The following is a 16,711-nucleotide window of genomic DNA, read 5'->3' as shown; positions in this document are numbered from 1 at the left end:
ATTCCACGCGTTTATGGCGCGGCTATTCTGACGGGCGCCCCGTCCGCCGCAGCCGATTCCTTGATTGCATCCCAGAGCCTAGCGAATCGCAGTCCCATTTCAACGGAGCCGGTGTTTTCCATCGTCCCATCGCGAATGGCGAGGAAGTTTTTCATCGGATTACCGAGAATTTCCGCTTCCTCGCGCGGCTCGTTTGTACGGCCGACACTGATCTCGCGCCATCCGCCCCAGGCATCGATGCGTACGATTGCCTTCGAATAGAAAAAGGTGATGTAGGAGGCGCAGCCCGGAGGACCGTCGCCGGCCGCCGTCAGCGTCGCCAGCGCGCCGTTCTTGAGGCGGGCCGAAACGGCGGTCGCAATGTCGACGTTCTTGCCGTGATTGTTCATATAGGCCGACACGCTCTCGAAATCCGAATTGGCGAGCAGGCAGACGGTATTCATCATGTGGGCGCCGGTGTCGAACATGAAACCGCCGCCCGAGATCTCCGGCTGCTGCTTCCAATGGCCGTCGTAGTTGCTGGACCAGCTTTCCCAGATCATCCCCGATATCGCGACCAGATCGCCGAACTCGCCGGCAAGCGCCCGCTTGCGCGTATCGATCACCAGGGGAGAGAGGCCACCCTGGAAGGCGGTTACAACTGTCACGCCGCTCTTCTTCTGTGCCGCAATCAGTCGTTCGGCTTGCGCAACGGTTGTCACCATCGGCTTTTCAAGGAAGAGATCGAGCCCGGCTTCTGCAACAGCCATTGCCTGCTCGCCGTGAAATGCATGCGGTGTAGAGACATAGACGATATCCAATTCGTCCCGGCAGGATGCCAGCATCTCTCGGTAATCATCAAAGCTGCGCGGCGCCGGCGCTCCGGCCGCAACACAAACGTCGATCAGGCGCTGGCGAGAAGAAGGTGTCGTATCGGCAAGCACGACAAATTCGATCTCGGGCATGCGGGCCCAACTTGCCGCATACTCAGCCGCTTTCAGGCCTGCGCCGATGACGCCAAGCCGCAATTTCCGTGACATAAAAAATCCTCCCGAATGCCGTGTGTATACGGTTACACAAATGGTCCAAGGAAGACAATATTTATTAAATCATGCAGATTCAATGATTTATTATCGCCGTCGAAATCCAGCCAAAAACCATCTTGCCAGTCATGGGATTGCGTGTACATTTTCAACCGTGGTGCTGGAGGGCGCCGCATACCAAAAGGGAGGACTTCCGTTGAAGAAGACGGTCATTGGTGGCCTGTGCGCCATTCTGCTCAGCGCCGTTTCGACGCTGGCGCATGCTGAGACAATCCGAATTGCCAATCACGGTCAGGCCGGCATCGACGCCATGAAGTCGACGGTCGAGAAGATCGAGAAGAAATACGGCGTGACCGTCGAGGTCGTGGAATACCCCGCGCCCGATAAGGACTATCTGACGAAACTGCTGACCGAGCTCGGCGCCGGCAACGCGCCTGACCTCTTTTCCATCCCGACGACGGCCGCCGTTGCTGATATGGTCGAGGCCGGTTACCTCGCACCGGTGACCAAGGAAATCAAGGCCTGGGATGGCTATGCCAATTTCTATGACGTCGCCAAGCAGCTGGCGGTCAGCCCGGACGGCGAAACCTATGTCATGCCGTTCATGCTCGGCATCCAGGAAATCTACTACCGCAAGGACGTCCTCGACAAAGCCGGCATCTCGACGGAGCAGCCGAAGACCTGGAAAGACCTTCTCGATCGTGCCGCCGAAATCAAGAAGAAGACCGGCGCCTACGGCCTGCTCTTCCCGGCTGGCGTTTCCTGGGGAAGCGGCGCCTTTGACGAAGGCTTCCAGCACCTGATCGTCGGCTCCAAGACTCCACAGCTCGTCGATGCGGACGGCAAGCTCGACCTCAACGGCGAGGGCGTCAAGGATGTCTTCGACGTCTATAAGCAACTGATCGACAATGATCTGATGCCGACTCAGCCATTGCTCGGACCAGAGCCCTGGGTCGTGCCGAAGTATCAGATGTTCCCGGCCGGCAAGCTTGCCGCAACCACCTGCGGTTCCTGGTGCTACATCTTCGACTGGGGTCGTGAAAGTAAGAACCCGATTCCTGAGGTGACCAAGGTCGTCGGCACCTGGACCGTTCCGGGCCAAAGCGGTGGCCAGTATGTTCTCGCCAATCTTGCAGCCCCATGGGCCATCAACGCCAAGTCGGCCAATGTCGAACTCGCCAAGAAGGCGCTGATGGAGATCGGGTCGGTTGAGACGCAAGTTTCCTACGCAGCCCGCATCGGCAACATTCCGTCCAGCAAGGATGCGGCTAAAAACGCCGACTTCCAGAAGCTGACGGAACTCGTTTCGATCCATGCCGCAGCAGAAAAAGGCACCTTCCTGAAACAGGCCTCCGGCTTCGGTACCGTTTCGGAAGGTGTTGCACGCGCTACAGAGGCGCTGCTGCGCAAGGAAACCGATGCCGCCGGCGCGCAGAAGATTCTTGTCGACTATGTCAAGGAAACTCTGGGCGACGACGTCGTAAAGTAAGCCAACGCTTACCGATAAAACGCAGGGAGACGTGGGCTTGCCCGCGTCTCCGGATTTCCTTTCGAACGAGTTATAGAGCTTTCCATGGCCCGAAACGTCCACGAAAGGCGCACCGAGCGGCAGCTTCTTCTGATCCTGTTGCCGTCACTTGCGCTGCTTCTGGCCTTCGTGATCTATCCCGCGCTTTACTCCGTCTATCTGAGCTTCACCAATGAGGCGCTGACGGGTGCTGCGGCTCTGCGCCCGCGCTTTGTCGGTATTCGCAACTATGCGCGGTTGCTGAACGATGCGAAGTTCTGGAACGCCTTGCTCGTCACCTTCCTGTTCGTGGTCGGCTCGGCGGTGATCGGTCAGTTCGCGCTCGGTCTGGTCTCAGCGATGGCGCTTCGTCGCCGCATCCACTTTAAGCGGCTTTTCTCTTCGATCATCCTTCTGCCAAACGCCGCGCCCGAGGTGGTTGCCGGCTTCATGTGGATTTCCATGTTGGCGGGTGGAGAGCAGGCGACGCTCAGCCGTATCGTCAGCTTCTTTGGCGTAACACCGGCCGACTGGCTGCAGGTTTTTCCACTTTCGATGATCATCATCGTCAACACCTGGCGCGGCATCGCAACTGCGATGATCCTTCTGACGGCGGGCCTCAGCACCATTCCCAACGAGATTTACGAGGCTGCCCGTATGGATGGCGCAACCCCGTCGCAGATGTTTCGTCGCATTACCTTGCCGCTCATGATGCCGACGATCCTGCTCTACATGCTGATCTCGGCCGTTTCGACCATCGCCGTTTTCGGCCTCGTCTATGCGCTGACACGCGGCGGCCCGGGCGGGGCGACGGAACTGGTCAGCATCTATATTTACAACCAGTCGTTTACCGCGTTCCAGCTCGGCTATGGCGCAGCGGTGGCGGTCGTCGCGTTGCTGATTTCGCTGATCCTCGGCGTCGGCTATGTCCGGGCCATGAAGGTGGAGGTCTGAATGGCCGTGATCTCCCCGAGCGAAAATGCCAACAAGACCCGGTCGGACCTGCTTGCCTATGCAACGCTGTCGCTGATCTCGATCTTTTGTGCTGTTCCCTTCTTCTGGGTGCTTCTTGCATCCTTCGATGGCAACGCCCAGCTGTTCCTTCGCTGGCCCGAGCAATGGAGCTTCGCGAACTACCTGCGCGTCTTCACCAAGGAAGACGGCGCAAAGTGGCTGTTTAATTCGCTCTTCGTGGTCGGCGGCGCGACCGTGCTGGTTATGGTGCTGGCCGGCCTTGGCGGCTATGCGCTATCGCGCACCAGAGCGTGGTGGAAGCTGCCGTTCCTCTACGCAATCCTGTTGATCCGCGTCCTGCCGCCGACAGCACTCGTCGTACCGCTCTACAAGTTCCTTCTGACGCTGAACAATGCGGAAGGCGCTATCCTGCGACCGATCTTTGGCGAATACGCCCGGCCGATCATGCGCTGGACGGGTTTCATCGATGGCTATCTCGGCCTGATCCTCGTGCTTGCAACGATGCAGTTGCCATTGGCGCTGTGGATCATGAAAACGTTCTTCGATGGCCTGCCGCGCGACTATGAAGAGGCGGCACTGATGGACGGCGCGACACTCGTACAACGCATTCGCCGGGTGCTCATCCCTCTGGCGCTGCCGGGACTGGCCGCCGCCGGGCTGTTTGCCTTCATGTCAGCCTGGGGCGATTTCCTGTTGCCGCTGATCTTCCTCTCTTCGCCAGAGCTGCAGACGCTGCCGCTCGGTCTCTTCCGTGCATTCCTGCGCATCAACGAGATCGACTACGGCCTGCTTGCCGCGCTCGCCTTCATCTATCTCCTGCCGGCCGTCGTCGCCTTCGGCTTTGCCCGCCGCTTCCTCGTGCAGACATTTGCCGGCGGCGTCAAAGGCTGACACCAGAAAGAGCTTTACGATGATCAATCTCAGGAACGTTCGCAAATTCTACGGTGCATTGGAGGTCATCAAGGGGGTCGACATCATCGTGGAAGACGGCGAGTTCGCCGTGTTCGTCGGCCCTTCGGGCTGCGGCAAGTCTACCTTGCTGCGCATGATCGCGGGGCTTGAGGGTATCGATGATGGCGACCTTATCCTCAATGGCACGCGCATCAACGATGTTCCTCCCGACAAGCGCGGCATTGCCATGGTGTTCCAGTCCTACGCGCTTTATCCGCATATGACGGTCGCCGAGAACATCGGCTTCTCCCTCAGCTTGAAGAAGGTTCCGGAGGCAGAAATTCGTCGCCAGGTGGAAGCCGTTGCCGAGATCCTGCAGCTGACGGACTATCTTGATCGCCGTCCCGCTGCCTTGTCGGGCGGCCAGAGACAGCGCGTCGCCATTGGTCGCGCCATCATCAAGAAGCCGTCGCTGATCCTTTTCGACGAGCCCCTGTCCAATCTCGATTCCGCACTTCGCGTGCAGATGCGCGCCGAGCTGCAGCGCCTGCATCGCGAGCTCAAGGCGACCGTCGTCTACGTGACGCATGACCAGGTCGAGGCCATGACCATGGCCGACCGCATCGTTGTTCTGAACAAGGGGGTCGTTGCCCAGCAGGGTGCGCCGATGACGCTCTACCACCAGCCCGACAACGAGTTCGTCGCAACCTTCATCGGCTCTCCGAAGATGAACACCATTCCGGTGTTCATCACCAGGCCGAGCGCCGGCAAGGCCCACGCCCAAAGCCCGTTCGGTCTGTCGCTCGACCTGCCTGATGCGGGCGCAGTTGTGCCGCACGGCAAAGCCACGCTCGGTATCCGGCCGGAACATCTGAAGATCGCAGCAGACGGGCAGGGGGACGTCTCGGTCGAGGTTATCGTCGTCGAGCGGTTGGGCGTCGAGACATACATGACCGTCGGCTCGCAGGAACAGCCGATCGTCGTCCGCGCCGAAGGTGACATCGCGTTGCGGCCCGGCGATCGCGTGTCGCTCACAGCCGATACATCCGCCTGCCATCTGTTCGATTCCGCCGGTCGGGTCATCCGCCGGGCCCAAGCATGATAAACATCGAGGATACCATGACAATCAAGGTCACCATCTGGAACGAAGGCCGCCACGAACAGCTGCACAAGGAGGTTCAGGAAATCTACCCTGATCGCATCGACGGTGCGATCGCGGCCGGCATCGCCAACGCGGATTTCGAAATCCGCCGTGGTACGCTCGACGATCCACACGAGGGTTTGCCGGACGCGCTGCTTAACGACACTGACGTGTTGCTCTGGTGGGGCCACATGGCCCATGAGGAGGTGAGCGACGGCTTGATCGATCGCATACAGCAACGGGTGCTCAAAGGGATGGGCCTTCTCGTCCTGCATTCCGGCCATCACTCCAAGCTGTTCCGCCGGCTGATGGGCACCAACGCCAACCTGTCCTGGCGCGAAACACCGCAGGGTGATCTCGAACGGGTCTGGGTCGTCAATCCGGCTCACCCGATTGCCGAGGGTCTACCCCCTTACTTCGAGGTCAACGCCTCAGAAATGTATGGCGAGCCTTTCGATATTCCGCAGCCGGATGAACTCGTCTTCATCTCTTGGTATTCAGGCGGCGAGGTTTTCCGCAGTGGCTGCACGTTCCAGCGCGGCCGCGGCCGCATCTTCTTCTTCAGCCCCGGCCACGAAACCTATCCGATCTACCACGACAAGACCGTGCACAAGGTCATTGCCAACGGCATCCGCTGGGCCAGGCAGACCCACACCGATGGTCGGATGCTCGAAAATTGGCACCGCGCCGAACCCATTCACGCCCGCCCGGCATAAGCCGTCGGCAGCGGCAATTTGGCCCCGTCGGCCCGAAGCTGCGATTTAGGCCAAGTCGAAGAACGTTGTGGGAACACATCGCATCACGGCGATGTTGCATTGAACCTGTTGCCGTGCGGCTTCAAGTCTGCCCAATATCTGGGATGCAAAGTCGAACACAGGTGGTGATTCAAGAGCGATGGGACGAAGTTGGTTGGCAAACTGCCAACCTGCGTCCGAAAGCTACTTTCGGCGTTCTCCTCTATTGGTCCGTCGATCCGGCTTCTATCGATGAAGGAGTGCCAGCAACGGTCAAGGAGATTGTTGCTGCAACGATCGCTTCCGTTGGTCCAGTCGCGTTTCGAATTTTCTTCGAGCACAGCATGTCCTCGGAGACCATCATCATAACCGCGGCGCGCAGGCTTTTCCCATTGAGGATCATTGAGCGATTGACCCGCTGGTGGCCCGCCGATCTCGCTATCTCCAGAACGACAGCCGATGTGCAGGCCCTCTTCGAACAGCACTGGCACCAGCAAGGGCAGATGGCTCTTGTTTTATCTGCCCTGCCCACTAAGTCGGATTGTCTTGAACGGTTACGGCGGGTCAGGGACTGGAGCAGGCAGGAGTTCCCGCCGGAAGCCCTGCTGTTAATCGCTCCGGCAGTCGACGGCGACGGCCTGCTTCTTGCCGGGAAAGATCGCGAGATTCTGGCCGGCGTTTTGAAAGCACTTTCCTCGGCATTTCGTAGCGCCGGCGTCGAAGTGAAAGTAGTGTAACAGGCTTAGACAATGCTGGCCGACCTGAGCGGTCGGTTGGCCTGGCATATCCTGGGCGAGTTCATTTCCTGCGCTGCTTCAACGCCCATCCTCGGCATTGTCGGACGGCCGGCCGGACGGCGAGGTCGGCCCAGACGGACCGGGAGATTTCCTCCACAGTCGGGTTTTCGGTTTCGTAGTCCTCCAGCAGTGTCAGAAACCCGCGATGAGGAGGTTCAAGGTCTTCGGGTTTCCGGAAGCCACTCTCGCATTCCTCGCAATGAGCGTAAAGCGTCAGAGAGGTCAGGTCCTTCTGGAGATAGAGCCGACCCTGATGGTCGCATTGCGGGCAGGTTCCGACAGAGTAAAGCTGCGTCATCAGCAATCGCCACTTCCCCCGTCGGCGCCACCGCCCTCACCACCGCTGGCATGTGGGGAATAGCCGTCGCCGCCGATGTACGAACTTGCGCCGCCAGCTAAAAGCCTGCGGGGGTTTTCCCGACGCGGCCAGATAAACATGACCAGCGCGAGCAAAGTGAGAAGGAAGAACGCGACGATAACAACCTGCAACTACATTCTTACCTCTCCCAGATATCCGACACGGTCGGCGGTACTGCAGCGCTGCCCGCCCCTGGGCGCAACGAGCACATAGCGGTCGTTCTAATCCAACTTATCTGTGATCATCGCTCCTGTGCTGGAGGCGAGTATAAATGTGTACGGATCCACACTCTCGTCATTTGCCAAAAGCGGCAAGGACCATCTCCCGCTCTCCCGAGATATCGTAGTCCATCTCTGTACGCATGCCGTCCCGTTCAGGCCCACACATGCTCAAGGCCGTCACCCATCTCCAGACACCATCCTTTGCACCTTAACGCAAATATTGCTGCCTATCAGACGTCTTCGGATATCTCAAAATCGTTCGGGCACCTTCGACCACCCTACTTCTGCATTGGCGGCGTCTTTATGAAATGACCGGATTGAAGAATTTTTGGATAGTTCACTGCGACAACTTTACGGCGATGCGCATGCATAGGAGATCAACGTGACGTTCTGGGTGCTTTTCTTATCTCTCCTGAAGTCATTGCTTTATCATTGAGGCTCGCGCGAATGCGAGCGCCAGAACCATTGCGGTAAACTCCGAAACCCGATCGAACAGTAGATAATCGCTTACATCTGCCGCGTACGTCGAAAGGCACATCATGCGCATTCTTCTAATTCTTGGCTCCCTGATCGCGGGAACGATTGCCGGCATTTTCTCGTTCGGGATGATCTGGCGAACCACTGCTCCGGAAGGAACAATGGCGATGGTGGTTGGAGGGGGCACGCCGGTTGTCCTCGGGGCTTGTGCGTATCTCGTCACAAAGATGGCTGACGGTCAGCGGCCAAGCCTCCGCAGTGCGCAGACATGGTTGGTTCTTTTTTGTATAGCGGCGGCTGCTGCAGGACTCTTCCTGTTGATAATTGTAGCTGCTTTCCTGGTGGTCCAGCGCGGCTAAAGCTTGTCGCGTCTAAATCGCCTCATACCCTGCGGCCTTGAAGTAGTTTCGACATTCTTCAACGGGGAACAGTGCACAGATGTCGCTCAGGGCATTTGATATTGCGTCGAAACTCCTTGCGGCTTTCTTTCGTAGGAGCGTCTTGAGTTTCGAGAAGGCCATTTCGATCGGATTTAGATCGGGCGAGTACGCAGGTAGAAAAAGCAGCCAGGCACCCTTTTGTCTGATGAGATTTTCGGCCTTTTCGCTTTTGTGGAAACGAACATTGTCGGCAATCACGACGTCGCCCTTGGATAGAGTTGGGACGAGTTGCGTTTCGATCCAGGTCTCGAATATCTCGGCATTCATTGGCGAGTTGACGATCCATGGGGCGACCATGGAATGCGATCTGAGGCCAGCGATGAACGTCTGCGTCTTCCAGGATCCGAAAGGCGCATGACTGCGGTAACGGTGGCCCTTTGGCGACCATCCGGAGCGTTTTGTCAGCTTCGTGTTCGTTGACGTTTCATCGATAAAAGTAAGGCGAGCCAGAGCCTTATCGAAGAATGGCTTGCGCCTTTCGAGCCATAGACTTCTCGCCCGAGCGATTTCCGGGCGAAGCTGCTCGCTTGCCATGAGGCTTTTTTTATGGCTCAAACCGAGCCGGTGCAACATGCGTCCAACGCTCGAGCGATGCACAATGACGCCGCGCTCTGCAAGCTCGAGGCACAATTCGTCAAGCGTCAAATCACCCTTCTCAGCCATACGTTCACGGAACCATGTTCCATGGTCGCTCAACTTGCCGCCGCCGACATGGCCCTGTCGTCTTGGCAACAGAGAGCCCGTTTCACGCTTCAGGATAACAAGGTTATTCACAAACCGAGGCGACACACGGAAATGCCGAGACGCCTCGCGATGGGTGTTACCTTCTTCAACGAACGCAACAACACGGGAACGCAACTCGATCGGATGTGATTTGCCCATGATCGGTCTCCTTCCAGCTACGAAGGAATCACAAATCGGCCGATTCGAGAACCTGAATCAAAAAACGGGCGACGCGCTTTAGAGACCGGGCCTGGCTCTCGGCGAAGATCGCTCCGTTAGTCCATATCGCAGGTAAATGGCCAAGCCAGACAAGCATGCGAATTCCGAATAGCCGCACCAAGGCGCGTCAAAACTGGCTTGGAATTCACAAAATCAACGTCGGCAAAGCTTAGGCTCCATCGCCCGATCAAATCCTCGCCCGAAATACTCAAACCCATCAATCCACTGCTTATTGCGCAGCAGACTGTCATTCCCCACGATTTCCATCGTCAATCCCGTCGATCATGTTCCCACAAGGTTCTTCAACTTGGCCAAAATCACAGCTTCGGGCCGATTGGCCAATTTGGTGCCGGGTACCCCAGGTGGTGTCCGGATCCCTCACGGTTCCGGCAGGGCAAGCAGACGGCGCAACGGCACGGCCGGCCGGGTGAGGTCTGCCAGCGTATAGCCATCGAGCACATCGAGAAAGGCCGCAGCCGCCGAAGCCAGCGCGCGCTTCAAGACGCAGGCGGGCTGCACGACACAGACAATCTCGCCATTGCCAGTTTCCATGCAGGGCACGATCGCAAAATCGGGCTCACAGGCCCGAACGATCTCACCGACACCGATCTGTTCGACGGCACGGGCAAGCCGCATACCGCCCTGGCGCCCGCGCACGGTATCGATCAAGCCCTTTTGCCCGAGCTCATTCGTGATCTTCATCAGGTGCGCCTTTGAAATATCATAGGCTTCTGCAATTTCAGCGATCGTCGACAGCCGCTCTCCTTTGAGCGCCAGATACATCATGAGCCGCAACGCGTAGTCGGAATAGACGGTCAAACGCATCTGCAGATCCTTCGGGGCAAGTCGTAGACGTCGGCATAAAGATAGTCGCGCGATATATCATTTAGCAAGGCGGCCGTGACCGGCCGCCCCTTATTCCGAACTCTATGCCGCAGCCAGTTCGTCGGCCGCGCCGAAGAACTCGTAGTGAATACGGTCAGGGGTGACACCGGCTTTGGCGAGGCCGTTCACGAAGGCGGCCAGGAAGGGCTTGGGGCCGCACAGGTAGAAGTCGGCTTCCGCGATGGGTGTATTCTTTGCCAGCCAATCGATCGTGATGTAGCCCTCATGGTCGAAGTGAACGCCCTTTTTATCCTGATCATGCGGGCTGCCGTAGAAGATGGCCGTCTTCAGATACTCGCGGTTCTTGGCGATATCGCGCACGTGCGGTCCCATGGCGTGGACGCCTCCGTTCTCGGCGCCATGGACGTAGTGGACGGCAAGCCTCTGTCCGCTGTTTGCGATGGTCTCCAGCATGCTCACCATCGGCGTCAGACCGACACCGCCGCTGAGCAGCACAACGGGCCTCTCCTGGCCCGGCGGCAAATGGAAGTCCCCGGTCGGAGGTGCCACCTCAATGACCGCGCCTTCCTCAATCTGATCGTGAAGGAACCTCGACACCAGGCCGTGCATCTCTCGTTTGACCGAGATGCGATAGCTCTCACCATTGGGAGCAGAAGAGATGCTGTAATTTCGGTGCTGTGGGGGAAGACCCGGAACGTCGAACCGAAAGGTTAGGTACTGACCGGGGCGATGACGGAGCACTGCGAGACCATCGACCGGTCGCAGCACAAAGGACGTGATGATGTCGCTTTCGCGTTTCTTCGACACGACGGCAAACCGCCGCCAGCCATTCCAGCCGCCTTCGGACGATTGAAGATCATCGTAGATCTGCGTTTCACGTCCAATCAGGATGTTGGCGAGAAACCAGAACGCCTCGCCCCAAGCATTGAGGATCTCGTCCGTTGCGACCGCACCGAGAACATCCTTGATTGCGCCCAAGAGAGCGGTCGCAACATGGGGATAGTGATCAGGCCGGATGTGCAGGCCGACGTGCTTTTGCGCGATGCGCTCAACGGCTCCAGTGAGCGCAGCCAGATTATCGATGTTCTGGGCGTAAGCGAGGATCGCCTGGGCAAGCGCCTTCGTCTGACGTCCCTCTTCCCCCTGGTTCGACTGGTTGAACAGGTCGCGGACCTTAGAATTCTCAAACAGCCGCTTGTACATTGCCGCCGTAATCTCAGTGCCGTTTGTTGTGAGTACAGGCACAGTCGCGCGCACGATTGCCTTCGTGGTCTCAGTCAGTGTTTGCGTCATCATGGTCTCCAAAAGTTGCACCGTCGACGCAGCTGAGGTAGCACCATAAGATACATTTGCAATATATGTTTATGCGTCTGCGCCGTTCGGTCGCAGCGATGGCGGCATAGCCAGGAAACGGTTCGAGCGCTGGCCTGCGGCCTGTCGCAGTTGCTTGTGGGTTAATTCAAACTCTGATCACACGACGTCCGCTTCTGGCGCGAAGTCGCCACCTTCTCATGACCGCGTCTGGTCCGATGCCGTCATCAGTTGGAGTCGGGGAAGGTCACTCGCTTATCGTCTGGCGCGTCCACCCACGCGCGATAGGCCTCGTAGGTCACCGTTCCGGACGCGATCCCCTTGATCATGCCCTGTTTCGTGATTAGTCCGTTGGACGGTGCAATATTCAGCTTGGGAGGCTGCCGGTAAATTCCGTACCCGCATCCGCCAGCCTCGTAGCAAAAGTGCAGACCGGCACCCGAGCCGGACAGCCAATCGAAAAGACGGCGAATGGCGTCTGGCGTGTTGGGGATCGTTCCATAAAAGCGGACTTCGCCATCCCATGCCGCGTCGTCGCTCGCAACGGCGACTGTCTCCATGTGGACGTCAAGGCCAATGAATTTCATCTGTGTCGTCGTCGTTCTCCGGTTGGTGGCATAGGCAACTCCTATGCTTACTCACAACGCCACCCGGAGTGGGTGGGAATGACGGTCATTGGGTCTAAGCCGTTCGGCAGTTCTATGTTTAAGAGGCACGCAGCTTTTTCTGCGCATGCAAGGCCATGGCAAAGTTGAACCCAGACATAAGCAGAGCGGCAATCGCAAATTGCCGCAAAGCCGAAAGGAAGCTGGATTGCAACTCAGGTTCTAAGAATCCGCCGAACATCACCATAAATGCTGCAAAGACCAACCCTTGGAGAATAGCGTATTCAGCTGTCCGGCCCACAGATCGTTCCCGCAGGTTTTCTGGTGGAAAGAAGACGGTCAGCCCCTTCATCGCAAGCATCAAGAGCGGAAATAGCAGCCCAATTTTGAAGAGAGTGTTTGGCGTGAGGGTCTTGTCAGACAGGTACAAGCCGATCGGAATGATAAACGCGGGCACGACGTGCAAAAGATAGTCCCTAAGCACCTGGTTGCTCATTGTTCGCCTCCGGGATATTTTCATTGAAATAATCGTAGTTTCCCGAATGCCCAAGTCAACGAGCTGTATGCTCAAATTCCTATCCACGGCGAAGTACCCGCTTTCCGTAATCCCCGAGTTCACCCTTTGGGCCGACATATCGAAAGAAGGTGACACGCTCTACCCCAAGTTCCTCGCAAAGGTCGGAGACCGATGTGTCGCGCTGCAGGCGAGGGACTGGGAGAGCCATCCGCCTTGGAAACGGGGGTAAGCCTATCAGCATGGCCCTTTTCCGCAAACGCTACCAATTTCAGGGCAAGCACCCGCCTGTGTGGGAGGGTGCTAACCCTTCCGTTACCCCGCCCGCCGTGTCCCGCCGCCACGCGCACGGACCAGCGACATCAGCATCGGGCCGATCGAGAATTCACCTCTTTCCGCGCGACGGGTCAGATCTCGCAGGTAACCGCCCGCCGAGTTGATGTGGCCGCCGCGTTCGAGGATGCACGCCATGACCGTTGCCGCGTTCTCGGCTCCCATCATGGCAGACGCTTCCTCATAAGCTGAAGCGCTGACACCCAGCATCCCCCGGACCACGACCGCAGCCGCCATCATGTCGCGCCAATTTGCGATCGATCCGCCAGGCCCGTAGCTCACCATGTCGGGGCAGGCCTGCAGGACTAGCCCAAGCGGGAAGGACTTCATGCCCGCGCCATCACTGCCCGGTCGGCTTTGCGCCTCGGCCGCATTTCGAGCGTCATGCTTTTGCGTCTCAGCCGGCGCCGCGGCATAAGGCTCAAGCGTGCGCACCGAGTTTGCCCCCTGCTTTATCTCTAAAGCTGGTTCAAGTTCAGTAATGGAGTCGGGGTTTGAATTATGTATGTGACGCTCAGTTTGAGCGGGATTGCCGCTCTTGTTTTCAGCTTTAAGCAAGGTTTCCAGTTTGTTAGTGATGTCGTCGCGCAGCGTTTGCATCTCTTCGAGCGTCGTTGCGATCCGCTCAGCCGTCGCCGTACGCGGTACACCGTCGACCAACGACCTGAAGTAGCTGAACGCAGCCTCCCAATCGCCCGCCAGATCTTCCTCCATTGCGGTCTCAATCAGCTTCGCAACGTCGCGGCGGCAAAGACTGAGCTGCTCGCGCAATCGCTGCACATGCAGCCGCTCGGCCACCACCTCCGCCGCCAGACGCTCGATCTCCTCGGCGCGCACAATCAGCGGTGCCAACGAAAAGCCAAATGCCTCTCCGACCTCGCCTTCCTTGACCCTACGGGCGTAGCGTTTGCCGTTTGGACTGTCTTTGCGGACGATCAGTCCGGCTTCGACCAGCACAGCCAGATGTCGGCGGATCGTCTGCTCGGCCATACCGTGCGAGCGCAACGAAAGCTGATCGTTCGACGGAAAGACGACGAGGCCGTTTTCTTCCGATAGGACATTCTTCGGATAGAAACTGAGCAATGCATTCAGCACCGCAAGCGCGCGGTCCGTCACGCCAAGCAGGGGCTTGGCGGCGCACAGTGCCCTATAGATTTTCCACTTGTCGACCGATTGATCAGCCTGAAGCTCGCTCGCCGCCTTTTGGCTGGCAAGCATGCCAAGCGTCATCGGACGCTGCCCAAAGGGCGTCGTCACGCTTCCTGTTTCCATCACCTTCACCTTGCTGAAGGCAAAAGAAATCCACCCACCAAACTGGTGCCAACTCTTGACAGCGATTCCCGGAAATGCGATTCTCTAGCTGCTAACCTATGAGAAGGGCTTCCGTGACGGCAACGTTCGGGAGCTTTTTTCTTTTGCTGCGTTATCCTTTGCTGCTGCGTTGTGTCGACTGCACGAATTCGCTGTGAAGCGCCTCCATGCGATCATTCAAGAAATCAACGAAACTGGCCGGAACGGCCTTTGTGAAGCTGAGCTTGGGGCCTGTCTTCGCGTAGCTGACTGTCGCTAGAAGAAAGCCATTTGCTCGTATTTCCGTCACGGCAGACTGTGCGGCCGCCGGCGCCGCTTCGGCCTTCAGCGCGCCAAGAGCGATCGCAAAACGATCTTTCTCGGCAGCGGCTTTGTCTTGACCCAGCGATTGCTTGATGCGCGCTGCACCGTCCTGGCGCCTGGCGAAGGCGTCGGCAAAGTCGATCCATCGGCGACGGCCGATTTCAGGCGAGGAGCCGATTGCAAAGAGAACATCCCGGGGGATCGCGGTTGCAATCCGCAGCATCTCCGACACATGCGACTTGCCCGTCGCAAGCGATGCACAGATCACGTCGCGTCGATATCCGGCCTGCTCCTGCGATAGCGCGAATGCGCACTTCTCGATGAACGACAGGTCATTGCGGTTTGCGTTCTCCTCGCCTTGGAAGACGATTGCCTCTTCATCGCTGAGTTCCCGCACGATGGCGCGGAACTTCAGGCCAAGCGCCTTGGCCGCCGCCAATCGCCGCCGCCCGAACACGATCTGGTATGGCAGCCCATTGCCTTTGTGCGGCCTGATCAGGCCAGGAACGATCTGTCCGCGCTCCTTGATGGACGCTGCAATCTCGTCGATGGCCGCATCGTCATAAGCGCCATCGAAGCGATCCGGGATCGAGGAGGGCGCCACCTCATCGGGATCCACCTCGACGATATGATCGCCGTCCTTGAGAAGCCTGTCGAGGACCTCGCCTTTTTCCTGGATCTGCCGGACGCCCGCCGCGACCTTGAGAAGGTGCGGAGACGTCGTCACCTTTGCGACCGGCGCTGCGGCCGGTTGTTCAAGTTGACCGAGCACATTGGCGAACATGCCACGAGAATCTTTCCGGCTCATTCGCGCCCCCACGCTGCCCAAAGCAACTTCTCGATCTCGGCGTTGGCCGCGTTGATCGATTCCATCGCGCGATCATAGGTTTTCGGCGCCGAGAAACGCGAACGCTGCACCTCATAGAGGCTCTGCTTCCAGGTCAAGGCGTCGGCGACGGCGGTTGACTTCGCGACCATGTTCAACAGCAGGTCTTCGCCGAAGACCTGTCGCATCAGGGCCGTCATATTGGCCTGCGGATGATCGTTGGCCTCGAACTTCGTGACGAGAAACTTCGCGAAGTCCCACTGCGCCGAGGTCCCCATCTCGCTCAATATCTGCATGTAGGACGAGGCCAGCTCGAGGAATTTGCCCGTCGAATCGACATCGAGCATATGGGCTGGAACCGGTATGACAACACCAGTGGCAGCCGTCAGTGACGAGAGGGTAAGGAAGTTCAGCGACGGTGCCGAATCCATCAAGATGACGTCATAGTCACTCGCAACCTGCTCGAGCGCCTGCGAGACCCGCAGAAGGAAGCTGGTGCCGCCATTCTTACGCATCTCAAGGGCGACCGCCGTTTCGAACTCCGTCAGGTCGAGACCCGCACAGATGACATCGAAACCGGCAATATGCGTGCTGTGGACCAGCGATTTCGTCGGCTTCGGGTCCGAAAAGCGAATGGCGGCATAAAGTGTTTCGTCTTCACGGGGATCGAAATCAGGAAGCGCGCCATGCAGGCTGGTAAGCGACGCCTGCGGATCGAGATCGACCGCCAACACCCGATAGCCCTTGAGCGCCAGGTAGTGGCCAAGGTGGATGGTCGTGGATGTCTTGCTGGAACCGCCCTTGAAGTTTGTAACCGCAATGATCTGGCATTCCTCACCCTCGACACGACGAGGGTTCATCCACTTCTTTCGCCCCTTTTCGGCCAACATCAGGCGCAGCTCGAGGATCTGCTCCAAGGTGTACATGCGACGGCCATTTGACGTGGTCTCGGGCGAGGGACCCTTGTCCTTCAGAACGATCTGCCTGATATAGGCTTCCGACACATCCAGGAGCGCTGCAACCTCCGACGAGGAGAATTTGCGCATCTCGCGGCGCGCATCGGGTGGGTATTGCGCCATGGAAAGGTTTTGCAGTGCGAGCTCCAATTTGGTGGAAAAGCTCTGCATGAAGTCGAGGCTGCTTAAGTGCCGATTCAC

The 16,711-nt window shown here is 58.2% G+C and carries 16 protein-coding genes and 1 pseudogene; 6 read left to right on the top strand and 11 right to left on the bottom strand.

Annotated features, from left to right (window positions below):
- Positions 1 to 11: 11 nt before the first annotated feature.
- Positions 12 to 1,019, bottom strand: coding sequence for a Gfo/Idh/MocA family protein (locus ACSQ9D_RS20925; RefSeq protein WP_436283911.1), 1,008 nt, complete (start codon positions 1,017 to 1,019; stop codon positions 12 to 14).
- A gap of 199 nt (positions 1,020 to 1,218) precedes the next feature.
- On the opposite strand from ACSQ9D_RS20925, the gene ACSQ9D_RS20920 reads away from it, so the two are divergent.
- The 6 genes from ACSQ9D_RS20920 (at position 1,219) to ACSQ9D_RS20895 (ending at position 7,007) form a co-directional block, all read left to right on the top strand.
- The gene (locus ACSQ9D_RS20920) at positions 1,219 to 2,511 is read left to right on the top strand and encodes an ABC transporter substrate-binding protein (RefSeq protein WP_436283910.1); all 1,293 of its coding nucleotides are present in this window, start codon (positions 1,219 to 1,221) and stop codon (positions 2,509 to 2,511) included.
- An 84-nt stretch (positions 2,512 to 2,595) separates the two neighbouring features.
- Positions 2,596 to 3,483, top strand: coding sequence for a carbohydrate ABC transporter permease (locus ACSQ9D_RS20915; RefSeq protein ID WP_436283909.1), 888 nt, complete (start codon positions 2,596 to 2,598; stop codon positions 3,481 to 3,483).
- Positions 3,484 to 4,395, top strand: a complete 912-nt coding sequence (locus ACSQ9D_RS20910; protein WP_436283908.1) for a carbohydrate ABC transporter permease — start codon at positions 3,484 to 3,486, stop codon at positions 4,393 to 4,395.
- Positions 4,396 to 4,414: 19 nt separating this feature from the next.
- A complete protein-coding gene (locus ACSQ9D_RS20905) occupies positions 4,415 to 5,497 on the top strand; it encodes an ABC transporter ATP-binding protein (protein ID WP_436283907.1) in 1,083 nt (360 codons plus the stop codon).
- 17 nt (positions 5,498 to 5,514) lie between these two features.
- Positions 5,515 to 6,252 (top strand): ThuA domain-containing protein, encoded by a 738-nt coding sequence (locus ACSQ9D_RS20900; protein ID WP_436283906.1) that lies wholly within the window; start codon positions 5,515 to 5,517, stop codon positions 6,250 to 6,252.
- Positions 6,253 to 6,413: 161 nt separating this feature from the next.
- Positions 6,414 to 7,007 carry a hypothetical protein gene (locus tag ACSQ9D_RS20895; protein WP_436283905.1) on the top strand — a complete coding sequence of 198 codons (594 nt, stop codon included), beginning with the start codon at positions 6,414 to 6,416 and terminating at the stop codon, positions 7,005 to 7,007.
- Between the two features lie 61 nt (positions 7,008 to 7,068).
- Here ACSQ9D_RS20895 and ACSQ9D_RS20890 read toward each other — a convergent pair whose 3' ends face one another.
- From ACSQ9D_RS20890 to repA, 10 genes and pseudogenes are all read right to left on the bottom strand, one after another.
- Complete coding sequence (locus ACSQ9D_RS20890; protein ID WP_436283904.1) at positions 7,069 to 7,365, bottom strand: hypothetical protein; 297 nt, start codon at positions 7,363 to 7,365, stop codon at positions 7,069 to 7,071.
- Between the two features lie 1,129 nt (positions 7,366 to 8,494).
- Positions 8,495 to 9,445, bottom strand: a complete 951-nt coding sequence (locus tag ACSQ9D_RS20885; protein ID WP_436281282.1) for an IS630 family transposase — start codon at positions 9,443 to 9,445, stop codon at positions 8,495 to 8,497.
- A 438-nt stretch (positions 9,446 to 9,883) separates the two neighbouring features.
- The gene (locus tag ACSQ9D_RS20880; RefSeq protein ID WP_436283903.1) at positions 9,884 to 10,330 is read right to left on the bottom strand and encodes an RrF2 family transcriptional regulator; all 447 of its coding nucleotides are present in this window, start codon (positions 10,328 to 10,330) and stop codon (positions 9,884 to 9,886) included.
- A 102-nt stretch (positions 10,331 to 10,432) separates the two neighbouring features.
- Positions 10,433 to 11,644, bottom strand: a complete 1,212-nt coding sequence (hmpA, locus tag ACSQ9D_RS20875) for an NO-inducible flavohemoprotein (RefSeq protein WP_436283902.1) — start codon at positions 11,642 to 11,644, stop codon at positions 10,433 to 10,435.
- Positions 11,645 to 11,889: 245 nt separating this feature from the next.
- Positions 11,890 to 12,249, bottom strand: a complete 360-nt coding sequence (locus ACSQ9D_RS20870; protein ID WP_436283901.1) for a hypothetical protein — start codon at positions 12,247 to 12,249, stop codon at positions 11,890 to 11,892.
- Positions 12,250 to 12,367: 118 nt separating this feature from the next.
- Positions 12,368 to 12,763 carry a hypothetical protein gene (locus ACSQ9D_RS20865; RefSeq protein ID WP_436283900.1) on the bottom strand — a complete coding sequence of 132 codons (396 nt, stop codon included), beginning with the start codon at positions 12,761 to 12,763 and terminating at the stop codon, positions 12,368 to 12,370.
- A gap of 79 nt (positions 12,764 to 12,842) precedes the next feature.
- Positions 12,843 to 12,968, bottom strand: a pseudogene (locus ACSQ9D_RS20860) (recombinase family protein); the annotation flags it as partial.
- 128 nt (positions 12,969 to 13,096) lie between these two features.
- Positions 13,097 to 14,386: a plasmid replication protein RepC gene (gene repC / locus ACSQ9D_RS20855; RefSeq protein WP_436283899.1), complete on the bottom strand. Its 1,290-nt coding sequence runs from the start codon at positions 14,384 to 14,386 to the stop codon at positions 13,097 to 13,099.
- A 151-nt stretch (positions 14,387 to 14,537) separates the two neighbouring features.
- On the bottom strand, positions 14,538 to 15,536 hold the full coding sequence (repB, locus tag ACSQ9D_RS20850; RefSeq protein WP_436283898.1) for a plasmid partitioning protein RepB: 999 nt from the start codon (positions 15,534 to 15,536) through the stop codon (positions 14,538 to 14,540).
- Positions 15,533 to 16,711: plasmid partitioning protein RepA (gene repA, locus ACSQ9D_RS20845; RefSeq protein WP_436283897.1), on the bottom strand; the 1,179-nt coding region annotated here is incomplete at its 5' end. The genes repB and repA, both read right to left, overlap by 4 nt.

Origin of the sequence: Rhizobium sp. LjRoot258, from assembly GCF_964254185.1 — a bacterium.
GTDB lineage: Bacteria > Pseudomonadota > Alphaproteobacteria > Rhizobiales > Rhizobiaceae > Rhizobium.
Note: the sequence above shows the minus strand (reverse complement) of the source record. Positions and strands in the feature narration are given on the sequence as shown.

Excerpts from the sequence above, each read along its gene's own strand:
- ACSQ9D_RS20925 (WP_436283911.1), bottom strand. The coding sequence starts at position 1,019 with ATGTCACGGAAATTGCGGCTTGGCGTCATCGGCGCAGGCCTGAAAGCG.
- ACSQ9D_RS20915 (WP_436283909.1), top strand. The coding sequence starts at position 2,596 with ATGGCCCGAAACGTCCACGAAAGGCGCACCGAGCGGCAGCTTCTTCTG.
- ACSQ9D_RS20910 (WP_436283908.1), top strand. The coding sequence starts at position 3,484 with ATGGCCGTGATCTCCCCGAGCGAAAATGCCAACAAGACCCGGTCGGAC.
- ACSQ9D_RS20905 (WP_436283907.1), top strand. The coding sequence starts at position 4,415 with ATGATCAATCTCAGGAACGTTCGCAAATTCTACGGTGCATTGGAGGTC.
- ACSQ9D_RS20900 (WP_436283906.1), top strand. The coding sequence starts at position 5,515 with ATGACAATCAAGGTCACCATCTGGAACGAAGGCCGCCACGAACAGCTG.
- ACSQ9D_RS20890 (WP_436283904.1), bottom strand. The coding sequence starts at position 7,365 with ATGACGCAGCTTTACTCTGTCGGAACCTGCCCGCAATGCGACCATCAG.
- ACSQ9D_RS20885 (WP_436281282.1), bottom strand. The coding sequence starts at position 9,445 with ATGGGCAAATCACATCCGATCGAGTTGCGTTCCCGTGTTGTTGCGTTC.
- ACSQ9D_RS20880 (WP_436283903.1), bottom strand. The coding sequence starts at position 10,330 with ATGCGTTTGACCGTCTATTCCGACTACGCGTTGCGGCTCATGATGTAT.
- hmpA (WP_436283902.1), bottom strand. The coding sequence starts at position 11,644 with ATGACGCAAACACTGACTGAGACCACGAAGGCAATCGTGCGCGCGACT.
- ACSQ9D_RS20870 (WP_436283901.1), bottom strand. The coding sequence starts at position 12,249 with ATGAAATTCATTGGCCTTGACGTCCACATGGAGACAGTCGCCGTTGCG.
- ACSQ9D_RS20865 (WP_436283900.1), bottom strand. The coding sequence starts at position 12,763 with ATGAGCAACCAGGTGCTTAGGGACTATCTTTTGCACGTCGTGCCCGCG.
- repC (WP_436283899.1), bottom strand. The coding sequence starts at position 14,386 with ATGGAAACAGGAAGCGTGACGACGCCCTTTGGGCAGCGTCCGATGACG.
- repB (WP_436283898.1), bottom strand. The coding sequence starts at position 15,536 with ATGAGCCGGAAAGATTCTCGTGGCATGTTCGCCAATGTGCTCGGTCAA.